The sequence below is a fragment of the Roseateles sp. P5_E4 genome, assembly GCF_054049255.1.
Map to the genome: position 1 here is coordinate 1 of NZ_JBFUMS010000021.1, position 14,467 is coordinate 14,467.

10 protein-coding genes are annotated in these 14,467 nt (G+C 69.8%); 2 read left to right on the plus strand and 8 right to left on the minus strand.

Annotation, left to right across the window (positions count from 1 at the left end; all coding sequences use genetic code 11):
* Positions 1 to 6: 6 nt before the first annotated feature.
* The 7 genes from ACXJLH_RS27955 to ACXJLH_RS27985 form a co-directional block, all read right to left on the minus strand.
* On the minus strand, positions 7 to 2,577 hold the full coding sequence (locus tag ACXJLH_RS27955; protein WP_457447675.1) for a COG1470 family protein: 2,571 nt from the start codon (positions 2,575 to 2,577) through the stop codon (positions 7 to 9).
* Positions 2,578 to 2,956: 379 nt separating this feature from the next.
* Positions 2,957 to 3,559, minus strand: coding sequence for a DUF4337 domain-containing protein (locus ACXJLH_RS27960; protein WP_457447677.1), 603 nt, complete (start codon positions 3,557 to 3,559; stop codon positions 2,957 to 2,959).
* 171 nt (positions 3,560 to 3,730) lie between these two features.
* Complete coding sequence (locus tag ACXJLH_RS27965; protein WP_457447679.1) at positions 3,731 to 6,460, minus strand: response regulator; 2,730 nt, start codon at positions 6,458 to 6,460, stop codon at positions 3,731 to 3,733.
* The gene (locus ACXJLH_RS27970; RefSeq protein ID WP_457351101.1) at positions 6,457 to 7,023 is read right to left on the minus strand and encodes a YfiR family protein; all 567 of its coding nucleotides are present in this window, start codon (positions 7,021 to 7,023) and stop codon (positions 6,457 to 6,459) included. The genes ACXJLH_RS27965 and ACXJLH_RS27970 overlap by 4 nt, the downstream gene beginning before the upstream one ends.
* An 8-nt stretch (positions 7,024 to 7,031) precedes the next feature.
* The gene (locus ACXJLH_RS27975; protein ID WP_457447681.1) at positions 7,032 to 9,350 is read right to left on the minus strand and encodes a TonB-dependent siderophore receptor; all 2,319 of its coding nucleotides are present in this window, start codon (positions 9,348 to 9,350) and stop codon (positions 7,032 to 7,034) included.
* A 110-nt stretch (positions 9,351 to 9,460) separates the two neighbouring features.
* Positions 9,461 to 10,621, minus strand: a complete 1,161-nt coding sequence (locus ACXJLH_RS27980; RefSeq protein WP_056191931.1) for a GGDEF domain-containing protein — start codon at positions 10,619 to 10,621, stop codon at positions 9,461 to 9,463.
* Positions 10,618 to 11,811, minus strand: coding sequence for a GGDEF domain-containing protein (locus ACXJLH_RS27985; protein WP_056191933.1), 1,194 nt, complete (start codon positions 11,809 to 11,811; stop codon positions 10,618 to 10,620). Before ACXJLH_RS27985 ends, ACXJLH_RS27980 begins: the two co-directional genes overlap by 4 nt.
* A 314-nt stretch (positions 11,812 to 12,125) precedes the next feature.
* On the opposite strand from ACXJLH_RS27985, the gene ACXJLH_RS27990 reads away from it, so the two are divergent.
* Entirely contained in the window at positions 12,126 to 12,866 is a 741-nt protein-coding gene (locus tag ACXJLH_RS27990) for an SDR family oxidoreductase (protein WP_457447683.1), read from the plus strand.
* Here the strand turns inward: ACXJLH_RS27990 and ACXJLH_RS27995 are convergent.
* Complete coding sequence (locus ACXJLH_RS27995) at positions 12,863 to 13,738, minus strand: septal ring lytic transglycosylase RlpA family protein (RefSeq protein WP_457447684.1); 876 nt, start codon at positions 13,736 to 13,738, stop codon at positions 12,863 to 12,865. The genes ACXJLH_RS27990 and ACXJLH_RS27995 overlap by 4 nt on opposite strands.
* Before the next feature lie 28 nt (positions 13,739 to 13,766).
* On the opposite strand from ACXJLH_RS27995, the gene ACXJLH_RS28000 reads away from it, so the two are divergent.
* Complete coding sequence (locus ACXJLH_RS28000; protein WP_457320549.1) at positions 13,767 to 14,465, plus strand: fumarylacetoacetate hydrolase family protein; 699 nt, start codon at positions 13,767 to 13,769, stop codon at positions 14,463 to 14,465.
* The last annotated feature ends 2 nt before the right edge of the window (positions 14,466 to 14,467 follow it).

Below are 14,467 nucleotides of genomic sequence, written 5' to 3' on the forward strand. Positions count from 1 at the left end.
TGTTCTTCAGCTGTTCTTCAGCGTGAACACGTCCGATCCGGTGCCTGAGCCGATCACCTGATTACCCCAGTTGATGGTGGGGTAGTCGGTCAGGCCGGCGACGTAGAGGTGCAAGCTCGCCTGCACGCCCACTCCGATCAGGTTGACTGTCGGAGCCGTGCCGTTGCTGAGGCTCAGGCCCAGTTGCCCCGAGTAGGGCTGCGCCGCAGTGGGACGAAAGCGGATGCGGAAAGTGCACGAACCGCCGTTAGCCGCCAGTGTGCCGCTGGTGCAGGTGTTCTCGTAGAGCTCCCAGCTGGCCGGCGCCGTGACGCTAACGCCAGTGGCCGCCGTCGTGGTGCTGGTGTTCTTCAGCGTGAACATGTCCGATCCGGTGCCTGAGCCGATCACCTGATTACCCCAGTTGATGGTGGGGTAGTCGGTCAGGCCGGCGACGTACAGGTGCAGCGTCGCCTGCACGCCTACGCCGATCAGGGTGACCGTGGGGGCGGTGCCGTTGTTGAGGGTCAGCCCCAGCTGTCCCGAGTAGGGCTGCGCCTGGGTCGGCAGGAAGCGGAGGCGGAAGGTGCACGATCCACCGTTGGCCGCCAGCGTGCCGCTGGTGCAGTTGTTTTCGTAGAGCTGCCAGCCGGCCGGCGCCGTCACGCTGACACCGGTCGCCGCCGCCACCGTGTTCGTGTTTTTCAGTGCGAACAGATCCGAGCCGGTGGTCGAGTTGAGTTCCTGGTTCAGCCAGTTGACGGTGGGGTAGTCGACCAGGCCGCCGACGTACAGGTGCAGGCTCGCCTGCGCTGCATCGACGGTCAGGTTCGCGTTGCGCGTGGCCGGTGTATTGAGCGTGTTCTTCGCCGTCGCGGTGCAGGTCAGCGTGCCGACGACGGTCACCGGCACGGGGATGCTGCCACTGGCGCCAACGCCCGTCGCCGCGAAGCCGTTGGTGCAGCTGACGTCGACCGAGGCGGCGTTCTGGGCGGCCCAGCTGAAGGTCACCGTGTTGCCCGCCCGGATGCTAGCAACGTCGAAGCTGGCCGAAGTCACTTGCGCCGCCACAACCCCGGTGCCATTCAGGGACACCGGCGCCAAGGCGCCCTTGGCATGGCTGAGCGTCAGCGCCGCCTGGCGCGCGCCCGTCTGTGCCGGCTGGAACTTGACGCGGAAGCTGCAGCTGCCCTGGGTGCCGAGCATGGTGGCACAGCTGTTGTCGGTGACCACCCAGTCGTTGGCGCCTCCGATGGCGAACGCCAGTCCGGTGGCGGCCGTCGAGAGGCTCTTGTTGGTCAACTTGAAGTCGGCATATTCGGGTGCCGCGCCAATCGTGTGCGCGCCGAGGTCCACGCTGGCCGGGTTCACCCACTTGTCGTAGCTGATCTCCAGGTCGGGGGCCATCCAGGCCTTGAGCACGTTGAACCAGCCGTAGTTGGCGAGCTGCGGGTTCTCCTGCTGCTCCTGAGCCGTGAAGAAGTCATCCGCGTCCCAGAGGATGATGCCGCCCACGTGTTGCCCCGCGGTCCATTGCAGCGAGGTGCGGAACACCTCGGCGGGCAGCAGCCGCTCCTTGTAGTCGACCAGGCCGTGGGTCGTCCGGCATATGGTGCGATTGGCATCCGTCAGCTTGATTTCGTCGTCGGTGATGCCGAGCTTGACGCGGCAGAGGCTGTCGAACTCGCCATCAGAGAACCAGCGCGTGCCGACGAACGGGATGACGGGTAGCTGCCATTCGCGGGCCAGCTCGAGGGTCTGCGTGTTCTTCGCCTCCCAGAGCGCCTGGTAGTCGGTGTGGTTGGGCGAATAGTCGAAGTACAGGGCCGGCGCAACGAAATCGACACTGGTGCGCAGTGCGTTCTTCAGCGTGCGGTTGCCTGCCCGGTGCCCTTTGCACAGCTTGTCGCTGTAGGAATCGTTGCTGGCGTCGGTGTCCTGGTCGATGGCGGGGAGGCAGTCGGCGTTGATGGCGTTCGGCATGCCATACATGCCGAACTGGAGGTTGGCCCGGCACTGCGCGTTCTCGTTGATGCCTTCGCGCACCCATTTGACGAGCAACTGGTAGTTGTCAAAGTTGAGCCTGGCCTGAGTGATCTTGGCCTGGTCAAGGGTGGTGGCCAGCTCATCCACCCAGTACTGCATGTGCCACTCGATGTCGATCACCAGGGTGTTGACGCCAGCACTGGGTCCATAGGACGGGCTAGCGCAGAAGTCGCGGCCAATCTGCCGGACAGCTTCCGCATCGGCATCAACCAATAGCCGGGGCGGAGGCGTGTCCGTGTCCACCCACGTTTCGTGGCCCACCCACTTGGGTTCGTCCAAACGCTTCTGGGGCCAGACGTAGATCTTGCGGAGCCCGAGGCTGGCTTGGAGGGCGCTCGTGTCCTTGTTGTCATAGACCACGCTGTCGTAGACCGGCACCGATAGGCCGCCGGTCATGTCGCCCGCAGCCAGCGCGCGTCGCGTAGGTTGCTCGGCGCCGACAGCGGCAGCTTTCGCAGCCAGCGGGGCTTCATAGCCGCCACCGCCGCAGGCCGTGATCAGACTGCAGCAAGCCACAGCTAACAGCGCACTCGCACGCATCCCATTTTTCATGGACCCTCCCCTGTTGAGATTCGCAATCAAGCCCGGCCGCATCACGTGCGTAGGGCGTACTCTTTGGCGCGCGATTGTAGGCAAAACCATCCGATCAATAGCAAGCCTGCTACAGCGGGAGCGGATAGGTTGTGACCTTGATCAAAACGGGTGTTGGTACCAGTGCGTGGTCTGCCCCGCGGTCGAGCGACCGGTTCCCTGCTTGAAGCCGCCGGGCGGGGCCAGCGGCACCCAATGACGGGTTTTCGTGGATGTTGCCGCTCGTGCATCGGCCCACGAATGACTCAGATCAGCCTGAAGCAGCCCAAGCCCAAAACTGCGCGGCGCTCGGCGTCCCGCAAGGGCCGTCTCGCATCTCTCGCTGCTCAAGCAGCAAACGCTACGACAGCAACCGGAACAGCATATTGGGATGGATGGGCAGGTCCATCAGGCCGGCCACGCCCATCAGCACGCCGAAGAAGGTGGGCAGCAGGGCCACGAAGTACAGCGGCCAGAGCCGGGTCAGCGCCGTCACGGCCAGCAGGGCGATGGCGATGGCGAGCAGGGCGTCGGACAAGTCGAACTGGTCGTCGCGGCGGTTCAGCGTCTCGTAAGCGGTCTGGGCTGCCTCGGCCTGGGCCTTGAGTTCGTCGCGCTTCTTGAGTTGATCGGCCGCCTTGGCGCGGTAGCCAGCGATGGCTTTGTCGTAATCGCCAGCTTGCGCGGCCGGCGCGCCGCCCTTGGCCAGCTCGAGCTGGGTGGCGCTGGACTCGGCCACGTCGGCGCGGATCGTGCGGGCCTGGAAGTAGGCCCAGTAGTCGAGCTTGTCGGCCTGGGCCTGCTGCATGCCTTGCACAATGTTGTCGTCCTTGACCTTGCAGATGCCCATGAAGGTGGCCAGCACTGCCACCGTGATGGCGACAGCCGCGTTCAGGCGCGCGGTGCTGGCCTCCTGGGCGGCTTCGGCGGCCTGGTCGATGAGGTCTTTGGGATCGAGGTCCATGGAAGGGGTGTGTAGTTGGCAGCGGAACTATGCGCGCAGCACGGGCCTTGTCTGTGGCAATCTCGCGGCCTTCAGTTCCTGCGCAAGCCGAATGAAAGCCAAGACACTGCTGCTGACATTGCTGTTTGCCGTCCGTCGCGCCGGTCCCTGAAGATTCGCTGATCGCGGCGTTCAGGCCAGCGGCGGCGCGGCGCAGAGTGAGCCGCTGGCAGAGATCGCGGGCGCGAGTGCGGTGATCACTTCGGCGAGTGCGGCATCGACCGCGGCGCCATGGATGCCGGCGATGCACGCCCGCTCCAGCCGCAGCGCGGTTTCGCGCAGCCCGTCCATGCCAAAGGTGCCGGCCAGGGATTGAAGGTCGTGCGCCAGGCGGCGCCCGGCCGCCGCGTCGCCGGCGTTGCGCGCGGCATCGAAGTCCTGTTCAAAGCTGCGGTATTTCTCGGCAAAGCCGCCGAGGGCACGTCGCAGCAGGGCGGCGTCGCCACCGAGGCGCCCCAGGGCGCCGGCCATGTCGATGCCCGGTGTGGGCAGGGCCGCGGCGGCCGCGGTGCCCTCGCTGACCACCGTACCAACCAGCGGCGCGCGGGGGCGCACCCAGCGTGCCAGGGTGGCATACAGGTGCGCCACGTTGATCGGCTTGGCGACGTGGTCGCTCATGCCGGCCGCGAGCGCCTTCTCGCGGTCGCCCAGCATCGCGTTGGCGGTCATGGCGATGATGGGCAGGTCCTGCCAGCGCGGCTGCTGGCGCAGCCGCTGCGTGGCCTCGAAGCCGTCCATCTCCGGCATCTGGCAGTCCATCAGCACGGCGTCGTAGTCGTGCGTGGCCAGCCGCTCCAGGGCTTCGCGGCCATTGCAGGCCATGTCCACGGCGACGCCTATGCGGCCGAGCAATTCGGCGGCGAGGTCGCGGTTGATCTCGTTGTCCTCCACGAGCAGCACGCGTGCGCCGTCCAGGCGCACGTCGAGCCGCGGTGGCAGCGGGGTAGCGGCGTGCTCGCCGCCCAGGCCCGATGCTTGGGCACAGGCGTCCAGCAGCGACCAGGGCGTCACCGGCCTGGCCACCATCACGGTGGCCGCCGCCAGCGCGGTGGGTGGGTCCTGGCGGCCCGCCTCGGCCAGCAGCACCAGGGCCGGCGAGCCGCCCGTAGCCTGGGCGGCGAGGCGGCGCGCGAAGTTCGCCGGGTCCAGGCCGGCCAGCGGATGCTCAAGCACGGCCAGGCCGTAGCCTTGCGCCGCGTCCTCTGACAGCCGCGCCAGCGCCTCGGCGCCGCTGGCGGCGCAGTCAACCTGCAGCCCTGCCTGAGTGAGCGTCGCGGCATGCAGTTGGCGTGCCGCGGCATGCGCAACGACCACCAGCGCCCGCCGCCCGTGCAGGCCGGCGGCGGACTGGGCGTTTGTCGCCTCGGGCAGTGCCGCCAGGCTCAGCATGAACGAGAAGCGGCTGCCCCCGCCGGCGGAGCTGTCGACTTCGAGTTCACCGCCCATCAACCGCACCAGCTGGCGGCTGATCGCCAGCCCCAGCCCGGTACCGCCGTGGCGGCGGCTGGTTGCGGCGTCGGCCTGCTCGAAGGGCTCGAACAGGCGCTGCCTGAGTTCATCGGAAATGCCCATGCCGGTGTCGCTGACCGCAAAGCGCAGCACCGCCCGCTCGCGCTCGCGACTCACCGTCTCGACGCTCACCTGCACCTGGCCGTGATCGGTGAACTTGACCGCGTTGCCGGTCAGGTTGAGCAGCACCTGGCCCAGGCGCACGGGGTCGCCCAGCAACTGCCGCGGCGGGTCGCCCTGCACCGAGAACAGCAGCTCCAGCCCCTTGTCCTGCGCCTGCGGGCCCATCATGGAGGCCAGGTTGTCCAGCACCTCGGGCAGGTCGAAGGGCAGGGTCTCGACGACCAGCTTGCCGGCCTCGATCTTGGAGAAATCGAGGATGTCGTTGAGGATGGTCAGCAGCGAGCGCGCCGCGCGGTTGACCTTCTGGATGTGAACGCGCTCGCGGGGGGGTAGCGCACCTTCCAGCGCCAGGCCCGACATGCCGATGATCGCGTTCATCGGTGTGCGGATCTCGTGGCTCATGTTGGCGACGAAGGCGCTCTTGGCGATGCTGGCCGCTTCGGCGGCGTCGCGCGCGTGGCTCAGCTCGGCGGTGCGCTGGCCCACGGTGTCTTCCAGGGCCGTGTGCTGGCGGCGCAGCTCGGCGTCGCGCGCGTGCAGCGCGCCCATCAGCGCGTTGAAACCCTCGCCCAGCCGGGCCAGCTCGTCGGCGCCTTCGACCGGCACGCGGCGGTCGTAGTCGGCGCTGACGCGCACCTCGTCGACCACCGCCGCCAGCGTGGCCAGCGGCCGGCCGATGGAGCGTTGCAGCGCCCACAGCAGGCCCAGCATCACCGCGGCCCCCAGCAGCACGAGCGCAGCGCCGAAGGCGACCATGGCGGCCAGGTTCTGCCGCTGCAGTTCGGCCAGGCTGGTGACCAGCACCAGGCGCGCATCGCCGTCCAGCGCCTGCACCCAGCGGGCCGCGCCGAGCCCGGTTGCCAGTGCAAAGCCCGGCTCGCTGCCGCCGCCCGGCGCTGCAGCCGGCCACTCGACGGCCTGCGGCGCGCGCAGCTGCGCGAGCAGCCGCCCGTCGGCCAGGCGCAACTCGGCCGACAGCACCAGCGGGTTGGGGCGCAGCGAGTCCAGGATCTCCTGCGCGCGCCGCGCGTCACCGAAGGCGACCGCCGCCTCGGCACCGACAGCGATCAATTGCGCCATGGGTTCGACCTGGGCGCGGGCGCGCTGTTCGAGGGTCAGGCGCTGCACCAGCACCAGGCCGGCCGCGCCCGCGGCGAATACCAGCGCCGCCGCCACCAGCAGCGACAGCATCAGCACGCTGCGGATGCGACGCGGCCGCGCGGCGTTCACCGGAGCCTCCGCAGGCTGCCGTGCTCGACCACTTCGCTGGACACTTCGAGCAGCTTGGCCGGAATGCCCAGCGAGGCCCGGCGTGCCTGGTCGAGATTGATGCTCATCTCGATGTGCTCGCCGGGCAGCAGGCGCACGACGCCGCCCTCGCTGAGGAACTCGGGCGCGTTGCCCACGGTCAGGACCGGCAGGCCGCTCAGCTGCGCCAGTGCCGCCCGGCGCGCCGACGAACTGATGGCGCCGACGAAGACGATGTGGCAGCTGGCGAGCGCCTCGGGCGACACGGCGCGCCTGACGGTGAACGGCCGGCCCTGTTCGAGCCGGCCCTGGAAGGTTTGTTCCAGGGAGGCGTCGAAGTGGTTCTCGTCGACGGTGCAGACGTTCCAGGGCATGGTGCCGTCGGCAAAGGCCCGCGACGGCCAGGTGACGTAGCGGGCGAAGTTGCGCATGAACGCGGCCTCGACGCGGGACTGCCGCTCGACCAGCGGCGCCTGCGCGCCGGCCGGCAGGCCGCTCAGCGCCCAGGCCAGGACCGCCAGCGCGACGGAGCGTCCGAAACGCACGGCGGCCCTCACCAGGCCGCTTTCAAAGCCAGCAGCCACTCCCGGGGCCGCGAACGCGTGCTCTGCGAGGGGTGGTAGTGCTGGTCGAGCAGGTTCTTGCCGGACAGCTCGATCGACATGCGGCGCCCGCCGTCCAGCCACGCGTAGCCAGCCAGGGCGTCGATCAGCGCATAGCTCTGCCGCGCCGCCGCCGGGCCCTCGGGCAACAGCGTCTGGTCCCGCACGACGTGGGCCCCGCCGGCCAGGTAGAGGCCGCCGGAGAAATCATGCCGCGCCCAGAGGTTGAACAGATGCGGCGCGCTCATCTGCAGCCGCGCGCCGTGCAGCAGTTGGGCGCTCTTGTAGTTGATGCGCTCGGCGGCATTCAGCGTCGCCGGATCGCGCGACAGCAGGGCCGCGTCGTTGCCGCTGTACTCCAGGATGCGGGCGGCGGTGCGGCTGTAGGCCAGGTAGATCTGCCAGCCCGCGGCCGGCAGCAAGGTGGCATCGAACTCGATGCCGCGCGAGCGCTGCTGGCCGCTCTGGACGTTGTAGATGACGACGTTGCCCGAGCTGTCGGTCTGCGCCAGGTCGTTGACGGCGTTGCGGTTGCGCAGATCGAAGGCGGTCAGCGTGGCCGTGGCGCGGCCGTTCAGCAGCTCCGCCTTGACGCCCAGGTCCCAGCCGCTGCCGCGCGTCGGCAGGGCGGGTGCGTGCGTGCCGTCGGGCCGGTTCAGTATCTGCGCGACGGGCACGAAGGAACGTGCGAACGAGGCGAACAGCGACCACTCGGGCGCCAGGCGCAGCAGGGCGCCGTACTGCGGCGTCAGCTCATGCGTGGAGAAGGGTTGGGATGCAGCGGTGATCCGGTCGTCGACCCGGGCACGCGCGGCGGTGTAGCGCAGGCCGGCCAGCAGCAGCAGGTCGTCGTCCAGCAGCCCGAGCGTGGCGCCGGCATAGGCCGAGCGGTCCGTCTGGTGCAGGCTGCGGTCGGCGCGGTTCTCGGTCAACGCCGACAGCGGGATGTCCACCTGGCGGTTCCAGGTCGATGGGTCGCGCAGGTCCCACAGCGGCAGGGGCGAGGCGATGGGGCGGCTGCCCAGGGCCGGGTCGTTGGGCGCCTGCGCCGCCGTGTTGTCGAAGCGCCGCCTGAGCGACTGCGCGCCCAGCAGCAGCCGCAGGCTGGCACGGTCGAAGCGGTACACGCCGACGCCGTCGGCGGTCAGCGTCTCGGCCTGGTTGGTGTAGGTCTGGCGACGCAGGCGGCGGCCCTGCAGAAACGTCTGGTTGTCGGACATGCCGAGGTTGCCGGAGAACAGCGCATCGATGGCGAAGCGCAGGCGTGAGTAGCCGGCGCGCAGATGCCAGTGGTCGCTGGCCTCGACATCGACCCAGCCGCTGGCGCCCGTGCTGTCGCTGCGGCGGTAGTCGACGTCGGACATGCTGTTCCAGTCGTCCGGCAACCCGGGCACGTCGACGCCGGCGCGGTTCGGGTCGGCCGCGGTCGGCACGAGGCCTGCCTGCCTGCCGTAGCCGGGCTTTTGCATCAGCTGCGGGGCTTCGCGCTTGCTGTACTGCTCGGCCTTGAGGGTCACGCTGACGCGGCGGTCCGGTGTCCAGCGCAGCGAAGGTGCCAGGGTGGTGGCATGCGCGTCGTAGGGCCGCCAGTAGTGGATGTCCTGGTCGAACGAGGCTGCGACACGCAGCAGCAGGTCGGGCCGCAGCGGCGTGCCCATGTCGGCGTCGAGCCGGTAGCGGCCGTAGCTGCCGGCGCCCACCTCGACTTCGGCGAAGGGCTGGGGCCGCGGGCTCTTCGTGATCACGTTGACGATGCCGCCGGGCGCCACCTGGCCGTACAGGAAAGAGGACGGCCCCTTGACGATCTCGATGCGCGAGGCGCTGGTGAGGTCGAAGATCGACGGGCCGACGAAGCCGTCGCGCAGCACCTGGTACGCGCCAGGCACCTGGCTCACCGCGAAGCCGCGGATCGCCAGGTTGGCATTGCCCTCATTGAAGTCGTTGCTCCGGTAGGTCACGCCTGGCGAATAGCGGGCCACGTCGAACAGGCCTTGCGGCTTCTGGTCGCGGATGAATTGCTCGTTGAAGGCCTGGATGGCGAACGGCAGGTCGTGGATCGGCGCGTCGAAGCGCGAGGCGGACACGGCGTGGGCGGCGCGATAGCCGCGGTCGAGGTTGGCGGCGACATCGAAGGGCGACAGCCGCACCTGCACGAGTTCGCCGATGTCGAGGTCGGCGACGCTGGAGGAACTCGCCGCGACCCCGGCGGTAGCCGCCAGGCCGGCGGCCAGCACCAACAGCTGCGCTACGCCCGCGACCCGCAAGCGCATGGCGGTTCCCTGTCTCCTGCCCCCGGCTGCTGTCATCGATCACTCGATTCCATTGGGCTTGTTTGCATCGAGTTTATGCCTGTGCGCCGCCGCAAGGGGCGGCCTGCCGTTCAGGCCTGCACGACGTTGCGGCCCTGGCCCTTGGCCCGGTAAAGCGCCGCATCGGCGCGCGCCAGCACCGCGCCGCCACTGGCATCGGCGCGTTCGGCTTCGGCGATGCCGAAGCTGGCGCTGAGCGACCAGTCCTGCTCCAGCCACCGCAGTGGCGCCATATTGACCAGCCAGCGCATGCGCTCGGCCACCAGCGCCGCGCCGGCGATGTCGGTGTCGGGCAGCAGCACGCAGAATTCCTCGCCACCCAGGCGGCCGAAGCGGTCCACCTCGCGCACGCAGGGCTGCAGCTCCTTGACCATCAGGCGCAAGGCCGCGTCGCCGGCGGCGTGGCCCAGGGTGTCGTTGAGCTGCTTGAAGCGGTCCATGTCGATCATGACCAGGGCATAGCCGCGGCCGCGCGCCAGCCAGGCGTGGGCGCGCTCCAGGGCCCGGTCGAAGGCGCCGCGGTTCAGCGTGTCGGTCAGCGGGTCGCGCTCCAGCAGGCGCTCGATGCGCGTGATCAACCGCATCAGCACCAGGAAGGCCAGCGTCGCGTTCTGCAGCAAGGCCAGCACCAGGGCCGTCCACAGAAAGGCGATGTTGAACCCGGTGGGCATGCGCAGGTCGGGTGTGCGGCCGGGGTTGACGAAGGTCTCCAGGCCGCGCGCCGCCATCAGCGCCGCGATGAGGAACAGGGGCAGGGCCAGCGGCGCGGGCGTGCGCCGGCCGCCGGCCGAGCGCGCCAGGCTGCGCCAGGCGACAACGCCGGCCACCAGCGTCAGCGCGGCGCCGGCACCGTTGACGATGCGGGCCTGCCAGCGCAGGTCGCCTTCATAGGGCAGCGCCAGCAGCAGCAGCGCCGTGGCAGCCACGGCGGCGGCGCCAGGCTTCCAGTTCAGCGCCCGCGTCGTGATGCCCGGCACCGCCGCGCCGAGCAGCGCGAAGGAGGCGATGGCGAGCACGTCGCCGGGCCAGTAGGTCAGGGCGTCGGGCAGCACACCTCGCAGCACATGCAGGGTCAGCGAACCGGCGGCGGCTGCGTTCGCTCCGGCCATCGCCAGAGAGGCCCGCGGCGCGATGCGCGCGACCAGGGCCAGTGCCATCCACACCAGGGTCGCCGCCGCCGCGACGAAGATGATGCTGGCCAGCAGCGTCTGGGTCTGCGCTGGCGTGATCATGCCGTGGCGATCCCGCCGAGGTGCGTTGCCACGCAGACGCGGTTGCGGCCCTCGGCCTTGGCGCGGTAGAGCTCGCCGTCAGCGCGCGCCATGCCGACTTCGCCCCGCGGGTCATCGGCCACCGGCAGGGCCACGCCGAAGCTGGCCGACAACGGCAGCTCCACGTCCTTCCAGCGCAGCGGTTGAGCGGCCAGGCTGTGGCGCAGGCGCTCGGCCACGCTGGCGGCGGTGGCGAGATCGGCCGGGCCGGTCAGCGGCAGCAGCGCGCAGAACTCCTCGCCGCCCAGGCGCCCGAGGCAGTCCACCTCGCGCAGGCAGGCCTGCCACACGCGCACGCAATGCTGCAGGGCCGCGTCGCCGGCCTGATGGCCGTGCTGGTCGTTGACGCGCTTGAAGTGGTCGATGTCTATCATGGCCAGCGCGAAGCCGCGGCCGCGTTGCAGCTGGGCCTGGGCCTCGCCGAGCGCCTGCTCGAAGGCGCGGCGATTGAGGGCGCCGGTCAGCGGGTCGCGGTAGGTCAGGTGCTGGATGCGCGTGATGAGGCGCCAGATCATCAGCGCGATCAGGCTGAGGGTGATGGCGGCGGTGACGACGAACCACAGCGCCGCGCGCGCCGGCGACGGCAGTTCGCCATTGAGGATGTGGTCATCCCAGCCCGGCACGAGCAGCAGCTCCGCGGCGTGCGTCAGCGTCACGGCTGCCATTGCGGCGAAGGGCAGGGTGGTGCAGGCGGTGACGACGCGCGACAGTTGGTTGCCGATGCCACGCACGACCTCGCGCACGGACAGCAGGGCCAGCAGCGCCACGCTGAAAGTGCTGGCCACCTGCGGCGCCAGGCCCGAGCCGCTGGCCAGGCCCAGCGCGATGCCGATGGCACCGAGGCCGCCTATCCAGCTGATGTCGCGCGGGCGCTGGCGGCTGCGCAGCATGCGGCGCAGCGCCATCAGCAGCAGCACGGCGCAGGCCAGCAGGCCGAACTCGGGAATCGCCTGGCGCAGCAGGCCGGGCCAGCCGGCCATGCAGTCGCCGCAGCCCTGCGAGGCGATGCGCACCAGATGAGCCGCCGCCATCAGCCGGCCGGCACGCGGCGCGATGCGGAAGGTCTGCGCGAGCGTCAGCCAGGCCAGGGCCGCCATCAGATTGAAGAGGGCGCTGACCTTGAGGACCGTCGGGACGTCGAGGAATTCCATGCAGCGAGGTGGGCCTGTGAACGCTACGGCAATGGGCTGAGAAGGCTCGCCGCCAGGGGCCAAGCAAGGCGCAGCACGCCGCCCGCACTCATGTGCGGGCAAGTGGTGCAACGCCGAGTGGCCCCTGGCGGCGAGCCTTCCCGCAGGGTTGTGACCAGAAAGGCCGCGCGCCGCGTTGCAAATCCTCGCCGGGTACCCCACCCCGCTCCGGTTTGCGCCTTGCTCGCAGCCTTTCTGGTCACAACTCAGCCTATTGCCGTAGCGTTCACAGTCCCCGGACGCGCATCTTCTCCGACAACGCCACAATGCCGGCCATGTCGGCTTGGGTACTGATCACCGGAGGCTCGCGTGGCATTGGAAGCGCGACGGCGCTGCGTTGCGCCGAGGCCGGCTGGGACGTGGCCATCAACTATGCCCAGGATAGCCTCGCTGCGGACAAGCTCGCGGCCAGATTGCACGGACTCGGCCGGCGCGCGCTGACCCTGCAGGCCGACGTGGCCGACGAAGTTCAGGTGGCGGCCATGTTCGAGCAACTGGACGCGGCCGGTGGCCGGCTGGCAGGCCTGGTCAACAACGCCGGCATCGTGGCGCCGGCGGCGCGGCTGGAGGCGATGACGACCGAGCGGTGGCGCCGCCTCTTCGACGTCAACGTGATCGGCACGCTGCTGTGCTGCCAGCAGGCCGCGCGGCGCATGAGCACCCGGCAGGGCGGCGCAGGCGGGGCGATCGTCAACCTCAGCTCGCGCGCGGCCGAGTTCGGTTCGGCGGGCATCTATGTGGACTACGCCGCCACCAAGGGCGCCATCGACACCCTGACCAAAGGCCTGGGGCGCGAACTGATCAGCGAGGGCATCCGCGTCAATGGCGTGCGGCCCGGCATCATCGAGACCGACATCCATGCGGCCAGCGGCATGGACGCGAGTAGCGCTGTGTCGACCATTCCGATCCAGCGCCTGGGCCGGCCCGAGGAGATCGCCGAGGCCATCGTCTGGCTGCTGAGCGATGCGGCCAGCTACACGGTCGGCGCCTTGCTGGATGTGGCTGGAGGCCGCTAGCGCTTCTCGACCAGCGTCGATTCAACGCCACTCTCGTCGCGCAGCCTAATGGCGGTGGCACGCGCCTCGTCGGCGCTCGGGAAGGGCCCGGCGCGCAGCCGGTGCACGCCGCCCTCGCGGACGATGGTCAGCAGCGGCAGCAGCGTCAGGTCGGCCTCGGCAATGCGCTGGCGTAGGCTTTCAGCGCCGTCCAGCTTGGCGAAGGCGCCGAACTGCAACCAGGCGCTCGGGCCGGTGCCCGCCACGGTGCTGGTTGTCTCGCGCTGCGGCGCGCCGGGCGGCGTGTCGGGCACAAAGACTGGCTCGCCCGCCGGCTTCTGGAAGCTGCCGGCGCGGATCTCGGCATAGGTGATGCGCCGCACCTCCACCGGCGCCACGCCGCGCAGCAGGTCGAGCTTGAGGGCGGCCGTGTAGCTGAGGTCGACGATGCGGCCCTTGTGGAAGGGGCCGCGGTCGTTGATGCGCACGATGACCTCGCGGCCGTTGGCCGGGTTGCGCACGCGGGCATAGCTGGGGATGGGCAGCGTCGGATGAGCTGCCGTCATCGCATACATGTTGTAGACCTCGCCGCTGGCGGTGGGCCGGCCGTGGAACTTGCGGCCGTACCAGGAGGCCAGGCCGCGGTCGGCATAAGGGCTGTCGCCGGTGATGGGCTCGTAGCGCTCGCCCTGCACCTCATAGGGCTTGTTGGGGCCGCCGCTGCGCACGGGCTCGATGCGCGGCGCGGCGTCGGGTACCTTGGCGAGGTCAGCCGGCGGATTGGGCAGGGGACCGTCACGCTCAATGCCGACCGGCGCCACGGCCGAGCGGGTCGCGCAGCCGGTCATCAGTGCGAGCAGCAGCAGTGCGATGGGCAGGCCAGTATGCTGCACGCTGTTCCTGCAATGTCGAAGCCATGCCATGAGCAATTTCGTCTTTCCTCCAGCCGAGATCCCCAGCGCCGCCGTGCGCGGCACGGACGCCCGTTACGCGGTCAGCCGCATCTTCTGCGTCGGCCGCAACTATGCCGATCATGCCCGCGAGATGGGCGCCGACCCGACGCGCGAGCCGCCGTTCTACTTCACCAAGCCGGCCACGGCACTGACGCCCTCGGGCTCGACGGTGCCGTACCCGACCGAGACCCAGAACTACCACTACGAGATGGAACTGGTGCTGGCCATCGGCGCGCCGGTGTTCAAGGTCACGCCCGAGGCGGCCGTCGCCGCCATCTGGGGCTATGCCGCGGGCCTGGACATGACGCGCCGCGACCTGCAGGCGGTGGCCAAGGCGGCGGGCAGGCCTTGGGACACCGCCAAGGGCTTCGACCAGTCGGCCATCCTCGGCGACATCGTGCGCAAGAGCGAACTGGGCGCGCTCGACAAGGGCGCCATCACGCTGGCCGTGAACGGTGTTGAGAAGCAGCGCGGCGACCTGGCCGAGATGATCTGGAACCAGGCGGAGATCGTCTCCAACCTGAGCCACCTCTACCACCTGCATCCGGGCGACCTGATCTACACCGGCACGCCGGCCGGCGTGGGCGCCGTGGTGGCGGGTGACGTCATCGTCGGGCGCATCGAAGGCCTGGGCGAGATCACGCTGACCATCGGCCCGGCGGAGTAACG